This is a genomic window from Microbacterium sp. HD4P20 (assembly GCF_019449275.2).
Lineage (GTDB): Bacteria > Actinomycetota > Actinomycetes > Actinomycetales > Microbacteriaceae > Microbacterium.
The window spans coordinates 169,521-193,962 of the sequence record NZ_JAHZQZ020000017.1 but is presented as its reverse complement, the minus strand read 5'-3'; the positions used below and the strand labels follow the sequence as shown (position 1 = coordinate 193,962).

22 protein-coding genes are annotated in these 24,442 nt (G+C 69.7%); 11 read left to right on the top strand and 11 right to left on the bottom strand.

Going from position 1 to position 24,442, the window contains the following annotated elements; translation table 11 throughout:
• The first annotated feature begins 11 nt into the window (after positions 1-11).
• The 3 genes from K0817_RS13050 to hpf all read left to right on the top strand — a co-directional run bounded on the left by K0817_RS13050 (position 12) and on the right by hpf (position 3,261).
• Complete coding sequence (locus tag K0817_RS13050; RefSeq protein ID WP_253735374.1) at positions 12-1,691, top strand: GerMN domain-containing protein; 1,680 nt, start codon at positions 12-14, stop codon at positions 1,689-1,691.
• Positions 1,692-1,797: 106 nt separating this feature from the next.
• Positions 1,798-2,496, top strand: a complete 699-nt coding sequence (locus tag K0817_RS13045) for a ComF family protein (RefSeq protein ID WP_219981933.1) — start codon at positions 1,798-1,800, stop codon at positions 2,494-2,496.
• A gap of 105 nt (positions 2,497-2,601) precedes the next feature.
• Positions 2,602-3,261 carry a ribosome hibernation-promoting factor, HPF/YfiA family gene (gene hpf, locus K0817_RS13040; protein WP_219981932.1) on the top strand — a complete coding sequence of 220 codons (660 nt, stop codon included), beginning with the start codon at positions 2,602-2,604 and terminating at the stop codon, positions 3,259-3,261.
• A gap of 111 nt (positions 3,262-3,372) precedes the next feature.
• Here hpf and K0817_RS13035 read toward each other — a convergent pair whose 3' ends face one another.
• The 6 genes from K0817_RS13035 to K0817_RS13010 form a co-directional block, all read right to left on the bottom strand.
• Positions 3,373-4,734: a hypothetical protein gene (locus tag K0817_RS13035; RefSeq protein ID WP_219981931.1), complete on the bottom strand. Its 1,362-nt coding sequence runs from the start codon at positions 4,732-4,734 to the stop codon at positions 3,373-3,375.
• A gap of 330 nt (positions 4,735-5,064) precedes the next feature.
• Positions 5,065-6,825, bottom strand: a complete 1,761-nt coding sequence (locus K0817_RS13030; RefSeq protein WP_219981930.1) for a DEAD/DEAH box helicase — start codon at positions 6,823-6,825, stop codon at positions 5,065-5,067.
• A 341-nt stretch (positions 6,826-7,166) separates the two neighbouring features.
• Positions 7,167-10,046: an FtsX-like permease family protein gene (locus K0817_RS13025; protein ID WP_219981929.1), complete on the bottom strand. Its 2,880-nt coding sequence runs from the start codon at positions 10,044-10,046 to the stop codon at positions 7,167-7,169.
• Positions 10,043-10,729 carry an ABC transporter ATP-binding protein gene (locus K0817_RS13020; protein WP_253735373.1) on the bottom strand — a complete coding sequence of 229 codons (687 nt, stop codon included), beginning with the start codon at positions 10,727-10,729 and terminating at the stop codon, positions 10,043-10,045. The genes K0817_RS13025 and K0817_RS13020 overlap by 4 nt, the downstream gene beginning before the upstream one ends.
• Positions 10,730-10,755: 26 nt before the next feature.
• Positions 10,756-11,355 (bottom strand): PadR family transcriptional regulator, encoded by a 600-nt coding sequence (locus K0817_RS13015; protein WP_219981928.1) that lies wholly within the window; start codon positions 11,353-11,355, stop codon positions 10,756-10,758.
• A 99-nt stretch (positions 11,356-11,454) separates the two neighbouring features.
• Positions 11,455-12,015, bottom strand: coding sequence for a hypothetical protein (locus K0817_RS13010; protein WP_219981927.1), 561 nt, complete (start codon positions 12,013-12,015; stop codon positions 11,455-11,457).
• Between the two features lie 126 nt (positions 12,016-12,141).
• On the opposite strand from K0817_RS13010, the gene secA reads away from it, so the two are divergent.
• The 3 genes from secA to K0817_RS12995 all read left to right on the top strand — a co-directional run bounded on the left by secA (position 12,142) and on the right by K0817_RS12995 (position 16,791).
• Positions 12,142-14,979, top strand: a complete 2,838-nt coding sequence (gene secA / locus K0817_RS13005; RefSeq protein ID WP_219981926.1) for a preprotein translocase subunit SecA — start codon at positions 12,142-12,144, stop codon at positions 14,977-14,979.
• Between the two features lie 160 nt (positions 14,980-15,139).
• Positions 15,140-16,366 carry a pyridoxal phosphate-dependent aminotransferase gene (locus K0817_RS13000; RefSeq protein WP_219981925.1) on the top strand — a complete coding sequence of 409 codons (1,227 nt, stop codon included), beginning with the start codon at positions 15,140-15,142 and terminating at the stop codon, positions 16,364-16,366.
• Between the two features lie 71 nt (positions 16,367-16,437).
• Positions 16,438-16,791 (top strand): hypothetical protein, encoded by a 354-nt coding sequence (locus K0817_RS12995; RefSeq protein WP_219981924.1) that lies wholly within the window; start codon positions 16,438-16,440, stop codon positions 16,789-16,791.
• A 61-nt stretch (positions 16,792-16,852) separates the two neighbouring features.
• On the opposite strand, the gene K0817_RS12990 is transcribed toward K0817_RS12995, so the two are convergent.
• Positions 16,853-17,290, bottom strand: coding sequence for an Rv3235 family protein (locus K0817_RS12990; protein WP_219981923.1), 438 nt, complete (start codon positions 17,288-17,290; stop codon positions 16,853-16,855).
• Positions 17,291-17,422: 132 nt separating this feature from the next.
• Between K0817_RS12990 and K0817_RS12985 the strand changes: the two genes are divergently transcribed.
• Complete coding sequence (locus tag K0817_RS12985; RefSeq protein WP_219981922.1) at positions 17,423-18,028, top strand: hypothetical protein; 606 nt, start codon at positions 17,423-17,425, stop codon at positions 18,026-18,028.
• Positions 18,029-18,094: 66 nt separating this feature from the next.
• On the opposite strand, the gene K0817_RS12980 is transcribed toward K0817_RS12985, so the two are convergent.
• Positions 18,095-18,376, bottom strand: a complete 282-nt coding sequence (locus K0817_RS12980) for a helix-turn-helix domain-containing protein (protein ID WP_219981921.1) — start codon at positions 18,374-18,376, stop codon at positions 18,095-18,097.
• Positions 18,377-18,475: 99 nt separating this feature from the next.
• Between K0817_RS12980 and K0817_RS12975 the strand changes: the two genes are divergently transcribed.
• Genes K0817_RS12975 through K0817_RS12965 form a run of 3 tightly spaced genes read left to right on the top strand, consistent with a single transcriptional unit; the run spans position 18,476 to position 21,934 of the window.
• Positions 18,476-19,105 (top strand): SAF domain-containing protein, encoded by a 630-nt coding sequence (locus tag K0817_RS12975; protein ID WP_219981920.1) that lies wholly within the window; start codon positions 18,476-18,478, stop codon positions 19,103-19,105.
• Positions 19,102-20,445 (top strand): P-loop NTPase, encoded by a 1,344-nt coding sequence (locus K0817_RS12970; protein ID WP_219981919.1) that lies wholly within the window; start codon positions 19,102-19,104, stop codon positions 20,443-20,445. The genes K0817_RS12975 and K0817_RS12970 overlap by 4 nt, the downstream gene beginning before the upstream one ends.
• 4 nt (positions 20,446-20,449) lie before the next feature.
• Positions 20,450-21,934 (top strand): PAS domain-containing sensor histidine kinase, encoded by a 1,485-nt coding sequence (locus K0817_RS12965; protein ID WP_219981918.1) that lies wholly within the window; start codon positions 20,450-20,452, stop codon positions 21,932-21,934.
• Positions 21,935-21,981: 47 nt separating this feature from the next.
• Here K0817_RS12965 and K0817_RS12960 read toward each other — a convergent pair whose 3' ends face one another.
• On the bottom strand, positions 21,982-22,230 hold the full coding sequence (locus K0817_RS12960; RefSeq protein WP_019182239.1) for a WhiB family transcriptional regulator: 249 nt from the start codon (positions 22,228-22,230) through the stop codon (positions 21,982-21,984).
• 243 nt (positions 22,231-22,473) lie between these two features.
• Here K0817_RS12960 and K0817_RS12955 point away from each other — a divergent pair, with 243 nt between their 5' ends.
• Positions 22,474-22,857, top strand: coding sequence for a histidine kinase (locus tag K0817_RS12955; RefSeq protein ID WP_219981917.1), 384 nt, complete (start codon positions 22,474-22,476; stop codon positions 22,855-22,857).
• A 9-nt stretch (positions 22,858-22,866) separates the two neighbouring features.
• Here the strand turns inward: K0817_RS12955 and bcp are convergent, their stop codons facing one another.
• Both bcp and rsgA read right to left on the bottom strand, forming a co-directional pair.
• A complete protein-coding gene (gene bcp, locus K0817_RS12950) occupies positions 22,867-23,337 on the bottom strand; it encodes a thioredoxin-dependent thiol peroxidase (RefSeq protein WP_219981916.1) in 471 nt (156 codons plus the stop codon).
• Positions 23,338-23,380: 43 nt separating this feature from the next.
• A complete protein-coding gene (rsgA, locus tag K0817_RS12945; RefSeq protein ID WP_219981915.1) occupies positions 23,381-24,427 on the bottom strand; it encodes a ribosome small subunit-dependent GTPase A in 1,047 nt (348 codons plus the stop codon).
• Positions 24,428-24,442 lie beyond the last annotated feature (15 nt).

The following is a 24,442-nucleotide window of genomic DNA, read 5'->3' as shown; positions in this document are numbered from 1 at the left end:
ATGGACGGCGGATGAGCCACGGCATCCTCGCGATCCTTCTCGCGTGCTGCGCCGTGGTGCTGAGCGCCTGCGCGGGCTTCGCGACGGGCGGGCCGATCAACTACGGCCTCGGGAACGACGAGGTCGACGACGAGGCCCAGAACGTGGCGTTCCTTCCGGACCGGCCCCAGCCCGGGGCCTCGCCCGCGCAGATCGTCGAGGGGTTCATCAACGCGGGGACCGGCCCCGGTGTCGACGGCGACTGGGCGCGGGCGCGGGAGTTCCTCGCGCCGAGCTTCCAGGACGATTGGGCTCCCGAGGCCGGGGTCACCGTCGACGTCTTCGCCACCCGCGGCTACACCGAGACCGAGGAGGGTGCGGTCGACTTCACGCTCGATGCCGTCGCCTCGGTCGACGACCGGGGCGCGTACGAGCGCGCCGAGCTGAGCGCGCGCACGCTTCCGTTCACTCTCGCGAGGCAGGCCGACGGTGAATGGCGCATCACCGACGCACCTGACGGCGTCGTGCTGGACCGCGACCGGTTCCCGAGCGTGTTCCACCGGTTCTCGGTGATGTACTTCGACCCGACGTTCGAGTACCTCGTGCCGGACGTGCGGTGGTTCCCCACCACGAACGCAGAGGCCAGCATCACGCACGCGCTCGTGAACCAGCCGCCGAGCGAGTGGCTCGAGGCATCCGTCGTGACGGCCTTCCCCGAGAACGTCACCGCGGTGCCGGCGGTGCTCATGGACGACCGAGTGGCTCAGGTCGAACTGTCGGTCGAGGCGCTCGCCGCCCCGCAGAACGTCCTCGATCGCATGCTCGCCCAGCTCGAGGCGAGCCTCGCCACGGCCGGTGTGATGGATGTCGTGATGAACGTCGACGCGACTCCCGTGGCCGCCGAGCCGGCCGAGACACGCTCGACGCGTGTGCCCGGTGCGCCGCTCGTGCTCAACGACGAAGGCTTCGGCTTCCTCACCGGCGGTGAGATCGACCCGATACCCGGGCTCTCACAGGCGGTCGTGTCCGCAGCTCCGCTGGCCGTGCAGGTCGGTCCCGACCGCGACCTGGCAGCGGCGCGACTGGCGTCCGGAGCCGTCGCTCGATTGAGCGCCGAACGTGGCGATCCCGAACTGGTCGACACTCGCGCGGGACTGATCGATCCCACCATCGACCCGTTCGGCATCGTCTGGAGCGTGCCGCGGGACCAGCCATCAGCGCTGCGCGCCACGCTGCCGTCCGGTGAGCCGGTGGAGGTCGCCGACGCCTGGCCTGAGGCCAGCGCGATCGCCGCGATGTCGATCTCGCGAGACGGTACGCGGATTGCCGCCGCCGTCACTGCGGGCGGGCGGACCATGCTGTGGGTGGCCGGGGTCGTGCGTGATGACGGCGTGCCGGTCCGGCTCGGGGTGCCGGTGCCGCTGGCCACGGTCGGCGGCCCCGCGCTCGGGGTGACCTGGATCGACAACATCAGCGTCGGAGTGCTGGCCACCGCCGATGACGGATCGATCGTGCTCGAGCAGGTCGTGGGCGGGCCGACGTCGTCGAGCACCGCACCCGAGGCGATCTCGTCGATCGCGGGCGGTACCGGCGTATCGAGCCTCCGCCTGCGCGCGGACGACGGCACGCTCTTCGTCAAGCGCGGGGTCACCTGGCAGCCCACGGCCACGGGAGTGCGGGTGCTGGCGACGCAGCAGGGCGCGCCCCAGTAGGGCTCCGATCGCACCGCCTCCTCCCCAACACGGGCGGCGGCGTCGGCTCTCCACCGATCGCGCGATCATCCGTATGCGGCTTGGGCACCGCCGCGAGGGTGGGGCCATGCCCACTCACGTCTCTGACACCGTCCGCTCCGCGTGTGCCGAGGCGCTCGCCCTGCTGTTGCCTGTCTGGTGCGCCGGCTGTGACGAGCCCGATGTCCCGCTGTGCGAGCGGTGCCTCCTCGCCCTTACGTCCGAACCACACCACCGTCTTATACACGCCGGTGGCGGGTCGTTCGCGGTTTGGAGCGGCCTGCGGTTCGAGGCGGTGCCGGCCCGGGTACTGCGCGCACTCAAAGAGGACGGACGCACCGGCCTCGCGAAGGCTCTGGCGCCGGCATTGCTGACGGCGCTGCGCGCCGCGGGTGCGGACGCGGAGGCGACGCTGGTCGCGATGCCGACTTCACGCGCGTCCTTCCGGCGCCGCGGCTACCGCGTGCCGGATCTGATCGCCCGGCGGGCCGGACTGCGCGTTCAGCCGCTGCTGCAGCACACGCGCCGAGTCAGCGATCAGCGACGGCTGGGCCGCGACGCAAGGCAGCGCAACGTCGAGGGGAGCTTGCGCGCGAGGGATGCCGCCGGTCGGCGTGTCATCGTGCTCGACGACGTCGTGACGACCGGGGCGAGCCTCGCCGAGGCCGTGCGCGCGCTGCGGGATGCCGGAGCGGAAGTGGTCGCCGCGGTGACCGTCGCCGCAACCCCGCGCCACAAAGCACGGGAGGGTGAACCACATCCGGCCGCATTCCAAACTCACAGGTGACAGAGTCCGAACGCGCGGCTACGGTGGGGCACACACAAGGCGACTGATGGTCTGCCGTCCGCTTTCTCCCGATTGGGCCGGTGGACCGGAACTAGGAGGTCAGGGATGGAAACCAGCATCGTCGGCGTGGGAGTGGGGATCACGGATCGCTTCCGAACCGTTGTCGAAGAGAAGGCCACCCGCATCGAGCACCTCGCGCCGCGAGCGCAACGCGTGGACATCAAGGTCACTCACCGGGCCTATCACAACGGGCGCATCGAGGATGACACCGTCGAGCTCACCGTCAACGGCCGAGGGCCGGTCATTCGCGCGGAAGCGACGGACGGAGACAAATTCACAGCCCTCGATCTCGCCGTCGACAAGCTGTGCGAACAGCTGCGTCGCGCCAAAGACAAGCGTGTCGACGCCCGCAACCACCCCCGCGGGGCCAAGTACGAGAAGGAGCGCGGCACGATCGAGGGCATCGATCTGCAGCCGGCCTCCGTCGAAGTGCTCCGCGCCGTCGCGACGGGAGAGATCCCGGTCGTCGGGGGCAGCGAAGCCGAAGAGGGCTACACCCCTGTCGTCATCCGTACGAAGCAGTTCGAGCCGGAGTGGATGTCGGTCGAAGAGGCCGTCGACCGCATGGAGCTCGTCGGCCACGACTTCTTCCTGTTCATCGACGCCGCCACCGACCACCCCAGCGTGGTCTATCGGCGCAAGGGGTGGGACTACGGTGTCATCTCGCTGACGACGCAGGCCCAGCCGCAGGAGCTCGCCTCCTGACGGCGCACTGACACACCTCGGGCGCGGCCGGTTGCGGCCGCGCCCGAGGTGCGTCTGGCGTCAGATGCCACCGGAGACCGCGCCTGCCGGCGGCGTCCGCCAGTCCGCGGGTCAGTCCATGAATCCGTCGAGGAGGCTTCCGATCACGAGGCCGCCGAGGATGCCGCCCATGAGGTCGCCGCCGCCGCCGCGACGGCCGCCGCCCCAGCCTGCTTGCTGCCCGTAACCGGGGCCGCCCCACTGGTCGGGCTGCGGACGAGCGGCATCGATGTCTCGCTGTGCCAGCTGCAGACCCTCGCTGGCCAGGAACGCCGAGCGTCGCGCCATCGCGAACGCCTGCTCCCGATGATCCTCGTCGATGGTGGTGACTGCCGCCGCCGAGGTGCCGAGGTACCGGTCCAGATCAGCGCGCACCCGCTCCGCTTCGGCGAGCCGCGTCCGCGCGTCGGCCCCGATCCAGCCCCGGTGCCCCGCGATCACGTCACGGGCGACGGCGAGCTGGCGGTCGGCGTCGTCGATCGCGTGGCGCACGTGCTCCAGCGGCGGGAGCGGGCGGGCCGCGCGCTCGCGCGCAGTGGCGATCGCGGCATCCAGCGCCGAGTTGGCCTCGCGCAGCCGCGTGAGCTGCTCGAACGGATCGGTGTTGACTCCGGCCGCCGGAAGGGCTGCCAGAGCGGCCTGCAGCTCGCCGATCGCCTTGCTGACCGCCGGCGTCTGCGGTTCGCGCAGCGCGACCACGAGGTCGTCGCGGGAGTCCTCGACGATTGCGGCGAGCGTCGACTCCGCCCGCAGCGCCTCGACTTCGAACGTCTCGACGGCGTCGAGCAGGGTCTCGGCCCGCCGCACCGACTCGGTCGCCGCCTCGAGCGCCATGTTGGCCTGCTCGCGCTGGCCGGCGTCCCGCCGACGCTCGGCGACGCCCGCGCTGTGCTCGGCGAAGCCCAGCAGCTGCTCGGCCTCGGCGGGATTCTGGACGACCTGTGACAGCGCGTGCGAGGAGTAGCGCGCCCCCAGGCGCTCGACGGTGGAGCGTGCGTCGGGCACCCGCAGGCGCAGGCGCGCGGCATCCGCCCGCACTCTGGCGATGATCTCGGGAGCCCGGCGAGCGCGCTCGATCCGCTCCGCCAGCGCCGTCGTTCGATCATCGAGCAGTTGCTCGGCCCACTCGCAGAGCTGGGCGATGCGCGCGTTGCGGGTGCGCAACTCTTCCGGGGTGTCGGGGATCTCGTCGTGGTTCAGCTGGTGCAGGTGGAAGGCCTCCTGCAGATGGGTCCGCACCGCGTCGAGCGCCTCGCGCAGCTCCTTCGTGGCGTTCGGGCCGAGTTCTGCCTCGGCGAAGACCAGCTCGTCGGTGGTTACCCGGATGCGCTCGTCCGCCGCGACGAGCGAGTTCTGCGCTTGGCGCGCGAGGTCCGCGTCCTGTGCGGTCAGTTCTTCCTGCTCACGTTTGCGCTTGCCCCAGAATCCGGCCATGGATCGATCCTACGGGCGCGGCTGGGAGCAAGCTGTCGGCTGTGGACGCTGACGGCCGGCGTTCGCGCAGAGCGTCCTGCCGGTCGCCGTCGAGTCGTATCAGAGGTCGCGTGGTGCGAGCCGCGTGTCGGTTTGCTGCGGAGCTGCTGCCGGAGCCCGGGCCGGCGTGGGCCGGCACCCGGCCGCAGAATCGGATCCGCAGGAGCGGAAGCCGCCGGCGACACGCCGCCAACCCGCGGTCGCGACCGGCGTGTCGGCCCAGCGATCCGCACGTGCGGATCCGATTCTGTGTACGCGCGGGCCGCGAGATGCAAAGGAGGGACGGATGCCTCAGCCGTCGGTGCGCTTGTGCCGGGGCTTGCGGGTGTCGTTGTTGCCGAAGCTCCGGTCCTCGCGCGGCGCCCGGCCACCGGCATCCGTTCGCCGCTGCGGGCGTCCGGTGTCGGGGCGGATGTCGATCAGGCGTCCCGAGATGCGCGTGTCGGACAGGCGCGCCAGGGTGTCGCTCGAGAGGTTCGCGGGCAGCTCGACCAGCGAGAATTCCGGCTTGATGTCGATGGCGCCGAAGTCGTCGCGGCGCAGGCCGCCTTCGTTGGCGAGTGCGCCGACGATCTGACGCGGCTCGACACGGTGGCGGCGGCCGACGGCGATGCGGTACATCGCGAAGCCTTCGCGCGCCTGGCGGTCGCGGCGGTCGCCTCGGGCCGCACCGGGTCCGCGGTCGTCCCGGCCGGAGCGATCGTCGCGGTCGCGCACCGGACGCTCGCGGCGCTGCGGCTCGGGGTCGGGCTCGAGAAGGAGCGGCGTCTCGCCCTGTGCGACGATCGCCAGAGCCGCCGCGACGTCGACCTCGGGCACGTCGTGGTTGCGGACGTAGTGCGCGACGATGTCGCGGAAGACCTCGATCTGACCCGATTCGCCGAGGGCAGCCGAGATCCGGTCGTCGAAGCGCGCGAGGCGGGTCTCGTTGACCTCGTCGACGCTCGGCAGCTGCATCTGGGTCAGCTGCTGGCGCGTTGCCCGTTCGATCGCGTTCACGAGCCCCCGCTCGCGCGGTGTGACGAAGCTGATGGCTTCGCCCGAACGGCCGGCGCGGCCGGTGCGGCCGATGCGGTGCACGTACGACTCGGTGTCGGTCGGGATGTCGAAGTTCACCACGTGCGAGATGCGCTCGACGTCGAGGCCTCGAGCGGCGACATCCGTCGCCACCAGGATGTCGAGCTTGCCCGACTTCAGCTGGTTGACGGTCTTCTCGCGCTGCGGCTGGGCGATGTCGCCGTTGATCGCGGCGGCCGAGTAGCCGCGTGCACGGAGCTTCTCGGCGATCTCTTCGGTGACGATCTTGGTGCGGCCGAAGACGATCATGCCGTCGAAGTTCTCGACTTCGAGGATGCGCGTGAGGGCGTCCATCTTCTGCTGCCACTGCACGATGAGGTACCGCTGCGTGGTCGTCGCCGACGTCGTCGTCTTGGTCTTGACCGTGATCTCTTCGGGGTCGTTGAGGTACTGCTGCGACATGCGTCGGATCGTCGCGGGCATGGTCGCGGAGAACAGCGCGACCTGCTTGGTGCTGGGGGTGTCGGCGAGGATGGTCTCGACGTCTTCGGCGAAGCCCATCTTGAGCATCTCGTCGGCCTCATCGAGCACGAGGTACTTCAGCTCGGAGAGATCGAGCGTGCCCTTCTCGAGGTGATCGATGATGCGGCCGGGCGTGCCCACGACGATGTGCACACCGCGGCGCAGCGCCGAAAGCTGCACGCCGTAGCCCTGCCCTCCGTAGACAGGAAGGACGTGCACGCCCTTGAGGTGCCCGGCGTACTTCTCGAACGCCTCGCACACCTGCAGTGCGAGCTCGCGCGTAGGGGCGAGGATGAGAGCCTGCGGCGTCTTCTGCGACAGGTCGAGACGATCGATGATCGGCAGCGCGAAAGCGGCGGTCTTGCCCGTGCCCGTCTGAGCGAGGCCGACGACGTCGCGGCCTGCGAGCAGCGGCGGAATCGTCGCCGCCTGAATGGCGGAGGGGGTTTCGTAGCCGATCTCGCGCAGCGCCTTGAGAACCGGTTCGCCGAGGGCCAGATCTGAGAATGTCATCGCTGCGGGCTCGACAGGAGCCTCTGCCTCGATGGAAGTATCCGTGGAAGTCACGCTTAAGGGTAGTGCGTACCGCCTGTGAGGCGACAGGACGCCTCGCCGTCCGGCATCCCGTCGGTTCACGTGTCTGCCTGCTTCGGGCAAGAGAGCTGGGAAGTGCCCGGCCGGCCGGCCGGCGCGGTCAGCGGGGGATGACGCTCTGGGCGGCGAGTTCGGTGATGTCGATGGGCTGCGTCGGGGGCAGATGGATGGCGGCGGGATCGATGGCGGGGATGTCGGGGCTCATGGCGCGTCCTTTCGATGGGTTCACTGGGTACATGTCCGGCAAGGGCCGATTCGTCTCACGTGATCGCCGTGCGACGGGTGAGATCCGGATGCCGCGGCGGCACGAGCCACGAAACCGCCGCGATCGCGAGCGGGAGGCCGATGGCCAGGGCAGTGATGAGCCACCACGGAACGTCACCTAGGTGCAGAGAACCGCCCGATTGAATGGCGAACCCGATCGGGGGCAGAACTCCGGCGAGCGCGCCGGCCAGCGTGCCGAACCCGGCGATGATGAGGCCCTGCCAGAATCCGATACGCCGGCGCATGGACCTAGTTGCTCCGATAGCGGCGAGCGTCGCGTCGTCGGGGCGGCGCTCGAACCGTGCGAGCCCGAGCGCGACGGCACTCGCGCCCAGCACGAGTACCGAGACGGCGGTGAGCAACGGAACCATCCACACGGCATCACTCGGCGGCCCCTGCTCAACGTGCGGCGAGAGGATGTAGGCGTTCGTGCTGAGGGCTTCCGCATGCGACTGCATCCGGTCGCGCTGGCGCTGGCTCAGCGGCTCCGTGGTCGAGGCCATCACTCGATCCGGCACGAGGGTCATGCCGAGGCGCTCCGCGGTTGCTGGTGCGATCGCGATGCTGATGGGCTGAAGCGGCGCATCGACCACGATGGCGTCGAGCCGCTCCCGGTTCAGCGGGTCGGCGTAAGGAGGCGAGTCTGGGTGGGGGTGAAAGACATTGTCGGGCATCCGTCCTTCGTACTGATCGACGCCCCAGTACGTCTCGACCGTGATCGCCGCGCCGTACACGAAGCGCGCGTCCGGCACGATCGCCGCGCCCGCCCGGTATGCGGCGAGGTCGGATGCCGACAGCTCGGCGCCGATCGCGGTATCGATGTCGTCGGGTGCGATGACCGAGATGGGGTTGCCGGGGTCCTCGCCCATCGACTGGAAGGAACCGCTCTCCGGGTCGAGCAGGTACGACCCGGGCAGGATCCCGAGGGTGAACGTGAGATCATCTGGGACCTCGTCGACGCTCGCATACGACCATGCGCGCGGCTGACGCGACACGACGGCGACCTCTCCTGCCCCTGCGTCGCGCGCGAGCTGCGCTGCGGCGGCCGCCGCTTCCTCGGCGTCATCGGTAGCGAGCACGCCGGTCGTCGTCCCGGGGCCAGGCCAGAAAGCCACCGCGATGCTGCCGACCGGAGCCTGATAGAACCAATTGCGTGCGGTCTGAGCGGTCTGCATCGAGGACTGTCCCAGTGCGAAGACTCCGATGAACACGGCCGCCGCGATCGCTGCGAACGCGGGGACAGTGCGTGACGCATTGGCCGCGGCATCCCGGGACGCGAGCTTGGCCACGGTGCCCACGCGCGACAGGCCGTGCGAACAGACCCACAGCAGCCACCTGCCCGATATCAGGATGCCGAACTGCGCGAGGATCGGCCCGACGACAATGCCGTACGGGGGGATGTACCGCATCGGCGAGTCGTATCCGAACGCGTCGGTCGCGTTGATGGTCGCGACCGTGAAGGCACTCACCATCGTGATCACCACACCGAGGAGGAGCAGGATGGAGCCCCACACCGGACGCGAGGCGACCGGTTGCTGCGGGCGTCGCGCGCCGCGCAGCGCATGGAGCACATCGGTCCGCGCGATGCGACGCGCAGGCATCCACGCCGAGACGGTACCCACCACGACCGCGAACACGAGGATTGCGACAAGCAGTTCCCACGGCACGTGGAAGCCCCAGAACTGCGTCGCGCTGCCATCGGAGGTCAGAGCCAGGACGAGCGCCGCGATGCCGACGCCGGACAGCACGCCGACGGCGCCACCGACAACACCGAGAGACGTGCCCTGAAGGAGGATCGTGCGCGAGAGATCGCGCCGGTCTGCGCCCACGCTTGCGGCGATAGCGAGGGCACGCTGCTGGCGGCGGGCGGTGACGGCGAACGCGGCACCCGCGAGCATGACGACGACATAGCCGGAGAAGAGCCCTGCCACCGTCAGCATGAGCACGAGCGGCCACATCGTCGACCACCAGTCCATCGGCGCCGAGGAGGCGAAGTACTCGTTCTCGAAAGCCGGCGGATCCAGGAGGACGGAGCGCGAGAGTGCGACGACCCCGCCTTCTTCGTTGAGTGTCTGGACATCCCCCCAAGTCAATTCGCGCTCAGGCAGGTACCAGCGGGTCGCGCCTCCGACGAGGTCACGCGCCGACTCGGGGAGGAACAGCGCCGAGTCGGAATCGGCGAGAGCAGCCGCGTCCAGCGTGCCGCTCACGGTGAAGGTCGACGTTCCGCCCGTCATCTGAAGTTCGTCGCCGATCTCGATACCGAGACGATCCAGGGCCGCGGGCGTCACCATCGCTTGGCGAGATGTCGTGGGACGGGCGCCGTCAACGAGGTCGTAGGCGCCGGCGAATCGGGGATCCCACGCCGGGCCTGCCCACGCGGGCACAGATGTTGATCCGTCAGGGGTTTCGACGACCGCACTTCCCGAGGTCAGCGTGAGCACTTCGGTGCCGGCGGGCAGTATTGCCGTCGGATCCTCCAGCGGTTCCCCCTCGGGAATCGACATCACTCCGTCATCCGTGGTGGCATACCCGGTCCACGCCGGCTCGATCGGCACTTGCCAGAACCCGGCGTTGGGCACCCCTGCCGGCTCAATCCATGCCTCCATCTGCCCGAGCTCGGCCGCGACCTCCTCCTCGGGAGTCGGCATGAGACTGGCCGAGTACACGACGAACCCCGCCATCCCCGCGATCGGCAATCCGACGAGCGTCGCGACGAGAGCGCTCGATGCCCGTGCGCGGCGCACCTGGCGGCGCGCCAGCCGCGCTGCGACGCGCCACCGTGACCATCCGCCGCCGCGCCGGGACCCGGCATCCGCCCCCTTCTTCTTGCCCCTTCGCGTCGTCTCGGCAGGTGCCTCGAGAAGCTCGGTCATCGCGCGGCCAGCAGCGTGTCGGCGCCGTCGCGACGCGACTCGTCGACGATGCGACCGTCGCGCAGGAACACGATGCGGTCGGCGAAGGCCGCGTGGCGGGCCTCGTGAGTGACGAGGATGCCGGCGGCCCCGGCATCCACCCGCGCGCGCAGCATTTTGAGCACCATCTCGCCGGTCACCGAGTCCAGCGCACCAGTCGGCTCGTCGGCGAGGATCAGACGCCGACCGCCGACCACGGCGCGCGCGATCGCGACGCGCTGCTGCTGGCCACCGGAGATGTCGTCAGGATAGGCGTCGGCCTTGTCGGCGAGCCCGACGGATGCCAAGGCGTCGCGGCCGGCCCGACGCGCCACCCGGGCGGAGAAGCCGTCGAGCTCGAGTGGGAGGATCACGTTCTCGAGGGCGGTCAGCGTGGGGATGAGATTGAAGTCCTGGAAGACGAAACCGAGCGAGCGGCGCCGCAGCCGGGCCAGTTCGCGCGGCGACTGCTCGCTGAGGAACGATCCCTCGATAACGACCTCGCCCGTGGTCGGCGTCGCCAGACCGCCCGCGATTGTAAGCAGCGTCGACTTGCCCGAGCCGGACGGCCCCATGACAGCGACCAGCTCGCCCTGCCGCACCTCGAAGTCGACCCCCGACAGCGCCGAGACGGCGGTCTCGCCGTGGCCGTACTGCTGCGTCACACCGATGAGCCGCAGCACCGTATCGGTTACGCGGATGCCTCGGCCTTCGCGGGGCGGCCGCGCTTGGGTTTGTCGGTCGACAGTTGGAGGGTCATCGCGTGCTCGGGGTGCAGCGCGAGGCGCTGCTCGGTGTGGTCGAGCCAGCGCACCTCGGCCTCAGCCGCGAAGATCATCGAGTCGACGACGAGCGACCACGCAAGCTCTTCCGGCCCGTCGGGATTCGCCCCGGCGTACTTCGCGCGATTGAGCTCCTGCAGCTGTGCGAGCGAGGCCCGCCGCTGCGTCTGGATGATCCCCGCGACGTCCACACCCGGCAGGGTGGCAGCGACGGCGAGCTTGATCGCGAGCTCATCGCGGGTTCCGTGTCCCCGCTGGACGGGGGAGTCCAGCCACACGCGGACCTCGGCGGTTCCGGCATCCGTGATCTGCCAGTACACGTGCCCGTGCTCATCGACGTCGCCCTTCTCGACGAGCCCATCGCGCTCGAGGCGGTCGAGGGTGTTGTAGATCTGGCCGACGTTCAGCGGCCACGTGGAGCCGGTGCGACGGTCGAACTCCGTCCGCAGCTGATAGCCGTAGCAGGGGGCCTGGTCGAGGATCGCGAGCAGGCTCTGACGTACCGACATCCGGATCTCCTTCGGTGCATACCGGGTATATAGTTGCCGAGTATATACATACCGGGAAATTGTTGGATGCTGCGACCCGCGGCGATGCCGCAGTCCGGCTCAGTCGATCGGGGTCAGCTCGTCGAGCGCCTCGGTCACGCCGGGCTTCGGGACGTTGCATCCATCGACCGGATACGCGGGTCGGATCGCCCGGCCGTCGGCGTCGACGAGCCAGACATCGGGCACGATCACGCCGATCGCCGTGCACGGCCCGGGCCATTTCGGGTCGTTCGGCACGGCGAACGCCGCCAGGAGCGGCGAGAGATCGCCCTCGAGCAGGCGCGGTTCGGCCTGCTCGGGCGCAGGAGCCGGATCTGCCGCGGGCGGCGGAGTCTGAGCGAGCTGCTCCGGGGTGATCAGCTCCAGCGGCGGGTCGGGCCTGGGTGCGAGCTCGAGCACGGGGTCGCACACATAGACCGCGACAGGCTCGAAGTCCCCGGGCACGGAGCCCCAGCCGACATCCCACTCGGCGGAGCAGTCCACCGCAGCGACTGCCTGCGACGGCGGCGGCACCGGCACGGCCTCAGGGTGGGAGGCGCAAGCCGTCACGCCGAGCGCGAACGCAGCGATCAGCGCGATGCGCCAGGCCACCAGCATCCCTCGCTGACGTGCACCCCCCATCCCTCCATGCTGTCCTCACCCAGCCCACGCCAAGGTCACGGGTGGATAACATAGGCAGGTATGCCTGGGCCCAGCGCCCCGGCGGCACCGGCGCCCACCGCGCCACCCGACAGATGGAGACACTCCGTGGCCAACCCCCTCGAGAAACTGCTTCGCGCCGGCGAGGGTCGCATCCTCCGGCGGCTCCAGCAGGTCGTGAAGGCCGTGAACGCCCTCGAAGAGGACTACGAGCACCTGTCCGACGAAGAGCTCCGGGGCGAGACCGCCGAACTGCGCGCCCGCTTCGAAGCCGGCGAGACGCTCGACCAGCTCATGCCCGAGGCGTTCGCCGCCGTCCGCGAGGCCGCCAAGCGCACACTCGGCCAGCGCGCGTACGACGTGCAGCTCATGGGTGGCGCAGCCCTGCACCTCGGCAACATCGCCGAGATGAAGACCGGTGAAGGAAAGACGCTCACGGGCGCGTTCCCGGTCTACCTGAACGCCATCGCCGGTAAGGGCGTGCACGTCATCACCGTCAACGACTACCTCGCGTCGTACCAGTCGGAGCTGATGGGGCGCATCTACCGGGCGCTCGGCATGACCACCGGCAACATCGTCGCCGGTCAGACCCCCGAGGTTCGCCGCCAGCAGTACAACGCCGACATCACGTACGGCACGAACAACGAGTTCGGCTTCGACTACCTGCGCGACAACATGGCGTGGCGCAAGGAAGACCTCGTGCAGCGCGGGCACTTCTTCGCGATCGTCGACGAGGTCGACTCGATCCTCATCGACGAGGCCCGCACGCCGCTCATCATCTCGGGGCCGTCGTCGGGGGAGGCGAACCGCTGGTTCGTCGAGTTCGCCAAGATCGCCAAGACCCTCGAGGTGGGCATCGACTACGAGGTCGATGAGAAGAAGCGCACCATCGGCGTCCTCGAGCCCGGCATCGAGAAGGTCGAGGACTACCTCGGCATCGAGAACCTGTATGAGTCGGCGAACACGCCCCTCATCTCATTCCTCAACAACTCCATCAAGGCGCTCGCGCTCTTCAAGCGCGACAGCGACTACGTCGTCATGAACGACGAGGTGATGATCGTCGACGAGCACACCGGCCGCATCCTGGTCGGGCGCCGCTACAACGAGGGCATCCACCAGGCGATCGAGGCCAAGGAGGCCGTGCCGGTCAAGGCCGAGAACCAGACGCTGGCCACTGTCACGCTGCAGAACTACTTCCGCCTCTACGAGAAGCTCGCCGGCATGACAGGAACCGCCGAGACCGAGGCGGCCGAGTTCATGTCGACCTACAAGCTCGGCGTCGTGTCCATCCCGACGAACAAGCCGATGATCCGCAAGGACATGCCCGACCTCGTCTACAAGAACGAAGAGGCCAAGTTCGCGCAGGTCGTCGAAGACATCGCGACGCGCCACCAGGCGGGTCAGCCGGTGCTGGTCGGCACCGTCAGCGTCGAGAAGAGCGAGTACCTCTCGCGGCTGCTGGCGAAGAAGGGCATCAAGCACGAGGTCCTCAACGCCAAGAACCACGCACGCGAGGCCGAGATCGTCGCCCGTGCTGGGCGCCTGGGCGCCGTGACCGTCGCGACCAACATGGCCGGTCGAGGCACCGACATCATGCTCGGCGGAAACGCCGAGTTCCTCGCTGTACAGGAGATGAAGGCGAAGGGGCTCGACCCCGTCGAGACGCCCGAAGACTACGAGGCCGCGTGGGATGGCGTCTACGAGGCGGTCCGCGACCGTGTCGCCGAGGAGGCCACAAAGGTGGTCGAGGCCGGCGGCCTGTATGTGCTCGGCACCGAGCGCCACGAATCGCGCCGCATCGACAACCAGCTGCGCGGGCGGTCGGGTCGTCAGGGCGATCCCGGCGAGAGCCGCTTCTACCTGTCGCTGACCGACGACCTGATGCGCCTGTTCCAGTCGGGGGCCGCCGAGGCGATCCTGGCGCGCACGAACTTCCCCGACGACGTCGCGATCGAATCCGGCATGGTCTCGCGGGCGATCAAGTCGGCGCAGAGCCAGGTCGAGGCGCGCAACGCCGAGATCCGCAAGAACGTGCTGAAGTACGACGACGTCCTCAACCGCCAGCGCGAGGCGATCTACTCCGACCGTCGCCACATCCTGCAGGGCGATGACATCGCCGGTCGCGTGCAGCACTTCATCGAAGATGCCATCAACGCCGTCATCGACGACCACACCGGGTCGGGTCACAGCGAGAACTGGGACTTCGACGCGCTGTGGACCGAGCTGAAGACCCTGTACCCGGTGGGCGTGACCATCGACGAGGTCGTGGCCGAGGCAGCCGGCCGCCGCGGCGGCATCACGTCCGAGGGCCTCAAGCGCGAGATCCTTTCGGACGCCCGCATCGCATACGACAACCGCGAAGAGACGCTCGGCACCGCGGCCACCCGCGAGCTCGAACGCCGCGTGGTGCTGCAGGTGCTCGACCGCCGCTGGCGCGACCACCTCTACGAGATGGACTACCTCAAGGACGGCATCGGCCTGCGGGCCATGGCCCAGCGCGACCCGCTGATCGAGTACCAGCGCGAGGGCTACCAGATGTTCCAGGCGATGATGGGCCAGATCAAGGAGGAGTCGGTCGGCTACCTCTACAACCTCGAGGTCGAGGTGCGTCGCGCCGGCGAAGGCGAGGCGGCCCAGGTCGAGGCGAAGGGTCTCGGAGCCGAGCAGGTCGAAGGTCAGCGCCTGCAGTACTCGGCATCCAACGACGCCGGAGAGGTCGAGGTGCGCAACGACCGCGGCCAGGTCCAGCAGGCCGCGACCACGCGTCTGCGCCAGGCTGCGGCCGCTGCGGCACAAGCGCCCGCGCAGGCTGCTGTCCAGGCCGCGCCCGCGGCCGAGGCGCAGCGCGGTGCGTTCGGACAGCGGACGGATGCTGCCGCCCAGGCGCCGCAGCAGGCCCCGCAGAACCGGGCCCAGCGGCGCGCGGCCGAGCAGCGCAAGAAGTAGGCGGGCGGTCCGCCGGTCGCATCGAGATCAGGTGATCTCACCGAGGTAGGACGATCTGACGCGAAACGTCCTGCGCTGGTGAGATCACCTGATGCCGTGACAGGGTGCCCGGGCCACGGGCGGTCGATTGGACCCTGCCCCGCGCGGATATCCTGAGGCGATGAGTCCTCTCCGTTCTCTCGACCAGTCCAGCAAGCTCAAGAACGTTCTCTACGAGATCCGTGGGCAGGCACTGGCCGAGGCTGACCGGCTCGAGAACGAGGGGCACTCGATCCTCAAGCTGAACACGGGCAACCCGGCGGTGTTCGGGTTCGAGGCGCCGTTCCAGATCGTGCGCGACATGATCGAGGCGGTCCCGCATGCGCACGGCTACAGCGACAGCAAGGGCATCATGCCGGCTCGGCGAGCGGTGGTGTCGCGGTATGAGCAGGTGCCGGGGTTCCCGCAGTTCGACCCCGACGACGTGTACCTCGGCAACGGCGTGTCGGAACTCATCACGATGACGATGCAGGCGCTCCTCGACGAGGGCGACGAGGTGCTCATTCCGGCGCCGGACTACCCGCTGTGGACGGCGATGACGAGCCTCGCCGACGGCACGCCGGTGCACTACCGCTGCGACAACGAAAATGGCTGGCAGCCCGACCTCGAAGACATCCGTTCCAAGATCACTCCGCGCACCAAGGCGATTGTCGTGATCAATCCGAACAACCCGACCGGTGCGGTCTACACGCGGGAAGTGCTGCAGGGGATCGTCGAGATCGCGCGCGAGCACTCGCTGCTGCTGCTCGCGGACGAGATCTACGATCGGATCCTCTATGACGAGGCGCAGCACGTGCCCCTTGCCACGCTCGCGCCAGACCTGCTGTGCCTGACGTTCAACGGTCTGTCCAAGACCTACCGGGTGGCCGGGTTCCGCTCGGGCTGGCTCGTCATCACGGGGCCCAAGAGGCACGCCGCCGGCTTTCTCGAGGGCATCCAGCTGCTGGCCTCCACGCGACTGTGCCCGAACGTGCCGGCGCAGTATGCCGTGCAGGCCGCGCTCTCGGGGGTGCAGTCGATCGAGGCGCTCGTGGCTCCGGCGGGGCGCCTTCACGAGCAGCGGGATGCCGCATGGGAAGGGCTCGAGCGCATTCCCGGCGTCACCTGCACCAAGCCGCAGGGGGCGCTCTACGCCTTCCCGCGACTGGACCCTGAGGTCTATGAGATCCGGGACGACGCCAAGCTGGTCTACGACTTCCTCGTCGCCGAGCACGTGCTGCTGGTGCAGGGGACAGGCTTCAACTGGCCGACCCCCGACCACCTTCGGATCGTGACGCTTCCCGAGGCGCGCGTGCTCTCCGAGGCGGTCGAACGACTGGGCAACTTCCTGGCGTCATATAAACAATGACGTCATGTGAGGGTGGCCGATGTCCGTGTCAACCCCTTCCGTGGATGCGCACCAATTCATAGCCTCCCGTCATGGCCATTCAACTGAATCAGCCCGCTCTGCGTCACGCACGCGCGCTCATCCGCCAAGGAAAGGTCGTCCGCGACGAGCGGGACGACTGGTCGGAAGCCGCGCCCACGGCCGATGAGGAGAACGACTTCATCGAACGTGAAGGCTGGACGGAGTTCTCGCACTGGCATCTCGGCGTCGATCGTCGTGAGAACCCCGAGACCAAGCAGGCGTACTCGTTCCCCGTCGGGGACTTCCGCCGGGTGCATCGCGCGGGGGTCATCTCAGCGGAGAGCCGCGCGGGACAGTACGACCACTACGAGATCCGCGATGCGCTCAAGGCGCTTCTGCGGCTGATCGACGACGAGGACAAGTGACGATCGGGCCGGCCACGACGCTGGGGTCGGCCCGCTCGTCGGTCGGAGGCCGCAGCGATCGCTAGAGCAATGCCAGGGACGTCGCGCGCCAGCGCCCGTCCATGCCCTCGAGGCGCATGGCCACCGCGCGGGTGCGCGCGGGCCCCTGCACGATGACCACTGCTTCGATGACGCCATCGGCGGGGGAGGACTCGCGCACCGAGAGGATCGCGTGAGACGGGCGCTTCGCCGGCATGCCGCGTGCGCTGCGTGCACGGGTGGCGAGATTGGCGCGCGTGACGAGCTTGCGGTACGGGTCCTCCGTGAGCCAGCGCGCGAGCTGATCGACTTCGCGCACTCCCGCAAGAACCTCGAGGACGCCCCGCGTCAGGTTCCGCACGAACGGCTCGGGATCGGGGAGAGCGGTGGACGCTGTGCGTTGCGGGGCGAAGAACTCGGAGAGTTCCGCGCCGCGCGTCGTATGGGGGACTCGGACGGAGCCTGCGGGCGACGTTGCCATGAGTGCCTATCTCGACAGTGGGGGATGTCTCCGAGACAGTACAACATACGGCGAACTCTCAGGAAAATCCCCAACCGGCTTCCTGTGGATAACTCCGTGGCCCCGCGCGGAGATTTGCCCTAGCCTCGCTGAGTGCGCTGGGACCGGTTCTTCGACGACCTCGAGGATCAGCTCGCCTCCGAATGGGAGGCCGAGCGGGCTGCCCTGGACACCGAAGCCGAGCGGTTGCGCTTGTCGCGGGTCGCGCTCGTCGAACGACTCACGTTGCTCGCGGTGGGCGATGCGAGCAGGGCCGGCGCCCTGTTCGAGTTCGCCGACGGCACGACGCTGCGCGCGGTCGTGACCGGCGTGGGTGCGGACTGGGCAGCCCTCGTGCCCGAGCAGGGACGTACCGGCGCCGTCATCGCTCCCCTGTGGGCCATCGTTGCGATCGGGATGCCGCATGCCGACCTGCTGCGAACGGCCCGACCGGCGCCGTCACGGACGGCTCTCGCCGAGCGCCTCACGTTCGGCTTCGTGCTGCGCGACCTGGTTCGCCGGCGTGCCGGCGTCGCGGTGCACCTGTCATCGGGGCGAGCACTGACCGGCACGATCGATCGCGCCGGCGTCGACCACTTCGATCTCGCTCTCCACGACCCCGGTGCCGCGCGCCGGGCAGAAGCCGTGTCGGGCTACCGGATCGTGCCGTTCTCGGCGGTCGCATGGATCCGGGCCGACGAATCACCCACGCTCTCCTGACGAAAGCGGCGCGCTTCATCGAGGAAGCGGCGCGGCAGAGCCGGTGGGCGATGCCGCCCGTGGAGCTCAGTCGGGGTTGCGGACCCGTCCGGTGCCCCACAGCTCGGGAAAGCTCGCGTTCTGCGACTGTCGCCACAGGGCCATGCGACGCGCCTCCTCGGCCTGCTCGTCGAGATACTCCGACACGCTCGCTCCGTCGATCCGCCAACGTGCCGGTGCCCCGACGCGCATTCCGCGCAGCCGGCCCTCCTGAACCAGCGCCATGACCTCGTCGACCGACACACCGAGCACCTCGCCCACCTGCGCGGGCGCGAGGAGACGCACGTCGGATGTCGGGTCTTCGGGCATGCCCCCATTATGACCCCGACCTCACCGGCAAGGCCGTGCGCGGAGGGTGCTGTGGATAACGCCGGACGCCGTCTCGGAAGGTGGGCGACGATGGGAGGCATGACCGTGAGCGATCCCGTCCGCACTCCTCGCCGCGCCTTCTGGGGCGACGCCCGCTTCTTTCTCGGCATCCTGCTGATCGTCGCCTCGGTCGCCGGGGTCTGGCTGGTCGTCGCGGCAGCGCGCAACACCGTCCCGGTGTACGCCGCGACACGCACGATCGTGCCCGGCGAGGCGATCTCGGCCGACGACGTGCGCGTTGTGGATGTCGCGCTGGGGACTCTCGCCGATCGCTACCTGACGCCCGACGCCCTCGCCGACGGATCCGTCGCGACGCGCACCATCGACGAGGGCGAACTCGTGCCCACGGCCGCCATCGGCACGGCCGACTCCGCGCGCACCACCAGCGTGGTCGTGCGCAGTGCCGTCGACGTGCCGGCGTCGGTATCGGCGGGAACGGTCGTGGAGGTGTGGTCGGCGCCGCTGCTCGAGCAGGGCCGATACGACGCCCCGCGGATCTTGGTCGCCGATGCCACGGTCGTCTCGGTCACACGCGACGAGTCGATGATCGGCGGTGGCTCGGCCGCGCTCGAACTGGTGATCCCGCGGGCCGACGTCGCGAGCACCCTGGCCGCCATGGCGGACGATTCCGCGCTGTCGGTGGTGCCCACGGCGGGCGCGGGCTCGTGAAGGTCGTCATCGCCGTCGACCGTGCCGGCGGCCTCGTCGAGGGGCTGCAGCGCGAGGGGATCGACGTCATCGCGGAGCTGGCGGCATCCGCTCTCGCCACGGCGGTGGACGACCGGATGCTGGGCGGTGAGGCCGAGACCGTGCTGCAGGCGGTGGCCGAGGCCGACGCGGTCATCGTCGAGGTCTCGCGTGCCACCATGTCGTCCATGGTCGTAGCGCTGTGCGATCGTGCCGGAACGCGCATCGTGCCGTTGTGCGCCGATGAGGCCGGTCGGCGCGTCGCGGCGGCCTGCGGTCTCGAGACGCCGCTCTCGCGCGACGCCGAGCCGTGGCGCATCGCCGACGCGCTCGCCGCCGCCCCGCAGCACGGTGTGGCAACACCCGCCGACCGCCCGCAGCCGCGAGTGATCGTGGTGTGGGGACCGGCCGGCGCGCCCGGGCGCTCGACCGTGGCGACCGAGCTCGCCGTCGAGCTCGCCCGCGGCGGCCGGCACGTGGCGCTCGTCGACGCCGACACGCACGCCCCGTCGCTCGCGCTGACACTCGGTCTCGCCGACGAGGGACCGGGATTCGCGGCCGCATGCCGTCAGGCGGAGCTCGGCGGCCTCGACGGACGCGAGCTGACGCGGATCGCCCTGCCCCTCGGCCGCAGCGGGGTCGATGTGCTGACCGGGCTCAACCGTCCGTCGAGGTGGCCCGAGCTCAGCGAGCGGCGGGTGACGGCCGCCCTCGCCGCCTGTCGGGCCTGGGCCGACTACACGGTCGTGGACGTCGCCGCCCCCCTCGAACGCGACGAAGAGATCATGAGCGATCTCGAGGGCCCCCGCCGCAACGCCGCGACCCTCGCGGCCCTGCGCGCCGCAGACCTCGTGGTCGCCGTCGCGGGAGCCGATCCGCTGGGGGTCGCACGGTTCCTGCGTGCGCACGCCGACCTTCGGGCCATCGTGGGTGCGACACCGGTCGCGGTCGTCGCCAACTGTCTGCGCCCGGGTGCGCTCGGCATCGACGCGCGTGGCCAGGTGCGGCGCACGCTGGACCGCTTCGGCGGCGTGGGCGACGTCTGGTTCCTGCCGCAGGATCCCCGGTCCGCCGACGCGGCCCTGCTCTCGGCGCGACCGATCGCGGAAGTGGCGCCGAAGTCGCCGCTCACGCTCGCCGTCCGCCGATTCGCCGGTGAAGCGGTCGTCGCGCCGCCGGAGGCGGGGCGGTCCGCCCGACGACGCGATGCCTCGGACGCGTCACCGGCGAAGCGACCCGGAGCACGGCGCCCCCGGCGCCCCCGGGACGCGCCGGCGCCGTCGGACGCCGGGCGATCCCACGATGCGCGCGCCCTAGGCTAGGGGAGTGTCGACCCTCAGCGATCTCGTCTACGCCCAGGGCCGTTCGAGCGAAGAAGACGTCGAATGGCTCCACCGACTCGCCGGCGACGGTCAGCTCCTCGCCGATCTGGCGTTCGCCGACATCGTGCTCTGGGTCCCGACATCCGACGACTCCTTCGTCGCGGTCGCACACACGCGTCCGAGCGGCGCGGCCACGCTGTTCTATCGCGACATCGTGGGCGACCGCGTGCGCCCGCAGTGGCGCACGCAGGTACGCGACGCGTTCCAGGCCGCGAAGATCGTCGACTCGGCCTCACCCGACTGGTTCGAAGAGACACCGACGCGCGTCCGCGCCGTTCCCGTCGTCCGCGGGCGGAGCGCTCAGACCCAGACCATCGGCGTGCTGACCCGCCACACGAACCTCGGTGAGGCGCGCACGCCGTCGCGTCAGCAGATCACATTCAACGACTGCGCCGACGACATCTTCGGGATGGTCGCCTCGGGTGAGTTCCCCGACTTGACCGCTCCCACCTCGCCGCGTCGCGGCGCGCCGCGGGCCTCGGACGGCCTCATCCGCCTCGACGTCGACGGAGTCACGACCTTCGCCAGTCCGAACGCGCTCTCAGCGTTCAACCGGCTCGGCTTCGAGGACGAGCTCGAGGGCGAGTCGCTGGTCGAGGTCGTCACGCGGATCCTGCCCGCAACGCGCCAGTTCGACGAGTCGCTCCCGGTCGTCGTGACGGGGCGGGCGCCGTGGCGCACCGACCTCGAGTCGCGTGGCGTGACCGTGTCGCTTCGCACCATTCCGCTGCGCGACCACGGCACCCGCATCGGTGCGATCGTGCTGTGCCGCGATGTCACCGAGATCCGCCACCAGGAGCAGGAGCTCATCACCAAGGACGCGACGATCCGCGAGATCCACCACCGCGTCAAGAACAACCTCCAGACGGTGGCGTCGCTGCTGCGCATCCAGGCGCGCCGCTCCCACTCCGAGGAGGCGCGCGACGCGCTCACCCAGGCGATGCGACGCGTGTCGGCGATCGCCGTCGTCCATGACACGCTCTCGGAGGGCCTGGCGCAGAACGTGGACTTCGACGAGGTCTTCGCGCGCGTGCTGAAGCTCGTCGCCGAGGTGGCAGCCGCGCCCAACACGCGAGCCCGCACCCACTCGAGCGGCACGTTCGGGACGCTGCCGAGCGAATACGCAACCCCTCTCGCGCTCGCGCTGACCGAGCTCGTCACCAACGCGGTCGAGCACGGACTGGCTGGTCAGGAGGGCGACGTCGAGATCGTCGCGGACCGCTCCGACGATCGGCTGGAGGTGCGCGTCCGCGACACCGGCTCGGGGCTGCCCGAGGGGCAGGTGGGCCGCGGGCTCGGCACGCAGATCGTTCGTACCCTCATCCAGGGCGAGCTGGGCGGCACCATCGACTGGCACACGATCATGGGCAGCGGCACCGAGGTCACGATCGACATCCCGTTGCGCTACATCGAGCGGGCCAAGCAATGAAAGAAGCGGATGCCGGGAGTCCCGGCATCCGCTTCGTTCGTAGGTTGTCAGCTGGCCCGTCGGGCCCGCGCGGCGCGGCGCTTGAGCGCGCGACGCTCGTCTTCGGACAGCCCGCCCCACACGCCGGAGTCCTGACCGGACTCGAGGGCGTACTGGAGGCAGATCTCGGTCACCGTGCAACGCGCGCACACCGATTTCGCCTTCTCGATCTGGTCGACCGCCGGACCGGTGTTCCCTACGGGGAAGAACAGTTCGGGGTCGACGGTAAGGCAGGCGGCTTTGTCGCGCCAGTCCATGGTGATGCTCCTTGATGCGGTGGTGGAGATGAGGGCCGGTTCGGGTCCGATACCCTGTGGGAAGTGCGAGACTTGCTCGCCCCACGTCGCTGTGGGAGCACACGGCTTCACCAATCGTCCCATAGCGGTTTACCTGAATCAAGGGTTGGCCGGCGGGTTCCTGTGGTAATTGCTGAGTGTTCTCCCAGCGGCATGGAGGATTCACACAAACCGCCCCGCCGGGTGGGAAGGAGTCGACGGAGAATGCGGACAAACGTGTCCGGACGGGTCGCCGCGGTCCTGGTAGCCCTCGAAGGACTGGGCATCGTCGCGCTCGCCGTCTGGCAGATCGTCGCCCTGGTCTCGGGCGACACCGGCTCCATCGAAAGCGCGATCGCGCTGGTCGTCCTCACCGTGGTGGGCGCCGCGGCGGTGCTCGCGTTCGCCGTCGCGGTGTGGCGGAAGCTGTCGTGGGGCCGCTCCGGCGCAATCGTCACGCAGCTGCTGATCCTCGCGGTCGCGCTGGGCGCAGCGACCGGGGCCTACGCCGACCCGGCGATCGCCCTCGTGCTCGCGGTGCCCGCGGTCGTGGCGCTCGTCCTGCTGGTGCTCGCGGTCCGCGAAGCATCCTCCGGCGCGCGCGGCTGAGGGGGCCGGCTACACGCCTACGAGCGTGCGGACGCGGGCGACGTGCCCGGTCGCCTTCACGTTGTAGAGCGCCTGGTCGATCGTCCCGTCCTCGTCGATCACGAACGTCGAGCGGATGACGCCCATCACGGTCTTGCCGTAGTTCATCTTCTCGCCCCACACGCCGTAGGCCTCGTGCACCGCGTGGTCGGGGTCGCTCAGAAGGTCGTACGTCAGCCCGTCACGCTCTCGGAAGCGACGGAGCTTCTCGGGCTCGTCGCGCGAGACCCCGAGCACGGTGTAGCCTGCGGCCTGCAGCGGCGCGAGGCTGTCGCGGAAGTCACAGGCCTCGGTGGTGCAGCCGGGCGTCATCGCCTCCGGGTAGAAGAACAGGATCACGCGGCGACCGCGCAGATCCTTCAGCGTCACGGGACGCTCGTCCTGGTCGACAAGGGAGAAGTCGGGGGCGGGGGAACCGGGTTCGAGGTGCGTCGTAGTCACCGCTCCAGCCTAGGCCGCGGCTGCGCCCCGTGAGGCCTGCGGGTCAGTGACGCTCGGTGAAGGTCTCGAGCAGGCGCTGCAGCGACTCCAGCCTCGCAGGACCGCCCGGGCCGAGACGGCCCGCTTCGACCGCTTCGGTGATGGCGCAGTCCGGCGCGTCGGCGCGGTGGGTGCATCCGCGAGGGCAGTCCTCGGCGACCTCGGCGAGATCGGTGAACGCGCGCAGGATGTTGGCGACATCGACATGCCCGAGCCCGAACGAGCGCACACCGGGGGTGTCGATCACCCACCCCTTGCCGTGTTCGCCGACGTAGCGCAGCGAGACGGTGGAGCTCGACGTGTGACGTCCGCGACCTGTGACGACATTGACGTGTCCGGTCGCGCGGTGCGCCTCGGGAACGAGTGCGTTGACGAGTGTCGACTTGCCGACGCCGGAATGGCCGACGAACACGGTCGAGTGCCCGGCAAGGGCCACGCCGATGCGATCGAGGGGCATCTCTTCGCGGCCGCTCGTGAACACCTCGAGATCCAGCCCATCGAAATGCGCAAGGAACTCGGACGGGTCGGCCAGATCGGTCTTCGTCACCACGAGGAGCGGACGGATGCCGGCATCCAGTGCCGCGACCAGATAGCGGTCGACGAGCCTCGGGCGCGGCTCGGGATCGGCGGCGGCGACGACCACGAGCATCTGATCCGCGTTGGCCACGACGATCCGCTCCACCTGGTCGGTGTCGTCCGCACTGCGCCGGAGCAGCGACGTGCGCTCCTCGATGCCGACGATGCGGGCCAGCGTGCCATCCGAGGCCGAGGTGTCGCCGACGACACGTGCGCGATCGCCGGTCACGATAGGCATCTTGCGTAGCTCGCGGGCGCGCGTGGCGAGCACGCTGCGCTCGGCGGGGAGGTCCTCGTCTACGAGCACCGTGTACCGCCCGCGGTCCACGCCGAGCACTCGGGCGGTCTGGGCGTCCGCGTGTGCCGGGCGGCGCTTGGTGCGCGGTCGGTTCGCCTTCGGGTTGGGCCGCACCCGCACATCGGCCTCGTCGAACTCGGGCTCGTCGTCGTCTTCGAGGTCGTCGAGCCAGCTCACAGCATCCTCAAGACA

What these genes read in the sequence shown, in the direction of transcription:
- K0817_RS12960 (WP_019182239.1), bottom strand. Translation starts at nt 22,230, where the DNA reads ATGGACTGGCGCGACAAAGCCGCCTGCCTTACCGTCGACCCCGAACTG.
- K0817_RS13000 (WP_219981925.1), top strand. Translation starts at nt 15,140, where the DNA reads ATGAGTCCTCTCCGTTCTCTCGACCAGTCCAGCAAGCTCAAGAACGTT.
- K0817_RS13010 (WP_219981927.1), bottom strand. Translation starts at nt 12,015, where the DNA reads ATGGGGGGTGCACGTCAGCGAGGGATGCTGGTGGCCTGGCGCATCGCG.
- K0817_RS12980 (WP_219981921.1), bottom strand. Translation starts at nt 18,376, where the DNA reads ATGCCCGAAGACCCGACATCCGACGTGCGTCTCCTCGCGCCCGCGCAG.
- K0817_RS13050 (WP_253735374.1), top strand. Translation starts at nt 12, where the DNA reads ATGAGCCACGGCATCCTCGCGATCCTTCTCGCGTGCTGCGCCGTGGTG.
- K0817_RS13025 (WP_219981929.1), bottom strand. Translation starts at nt 10,046, where the DNA reads ATGACCGAGCTTCTCGAGGCACCTGCCGAGACGACGCGAAGGGGCAAG.
- K0817_RS12955 (WP_219981917.1), top strand. Translation starts at nt 22,474, where the DNA reads ATGCGGACAAACGTGTCCGGACGGGTCGCCGCGGTCCTGGTAGCCCTC.
- K0817_RS13015 (WP_219981928.1), bottom strand. Translation starts at nt 11,355, where the DNA reads ATGTCGGTACGTCAGAGCCTGCTCGCGATCCTCGACCAGGCCCCCTGC.
- K0817_RS13035 (WP_219981931.1), bottom strand. Translation starts at nt 4,734, where the DNA reads ATGGCCGGATTCTGGGGCAAGCGCAAACGTGAGCAGGAAGAACTGACC.
- K0817_RS12990 (WP_219981923.1), bottom strand. Translation starts at nt 17,290, where the DNA reads ATGGCAACGTCGCCCGCAGGCTCCGTCCGAGTCCCCCATACGACGCGC.
- K0817_RS13030 (WP_219981930.1), bottom strand. Translation starts at nt 6,825, where the DNA reads ATGACATTCTCAGATCTGGCCCTCGGCGAACCGGTTCTCAAGGCGCTG.
- hpf (WP_219981932.1), top strand. Translation starts at nt 2,602, where the DNA reads ATGGAAACCAGCATCGTCGGCGTGGGAGTGGGGATCACGGATCGCTTC.
- K0817_RS12995 (WP_219981924.1), top strand. Translation starts at nt 16,438, where the DNA reads ATGGCCATTCAACTGAATCAGCCCGCTCTGCGTCACGCACGCGCGCTC.
- K0817_RS12975 (WP_219981920.1), top strand. Translation starts at nt 18,476, where the DNA reads ATGACCGTGAGCGATCCCGTCCGCACTCCTCGCCGCGCCTTCTGGGGC.
- K0817_RS13045 (WP_219981933.1), top strand. Translation starts at nt 1,798, where the DNA reads ATGCCCACTCACGTCTCTGACACCGTCCGCTCCGCGTGTGCCGAGGCG.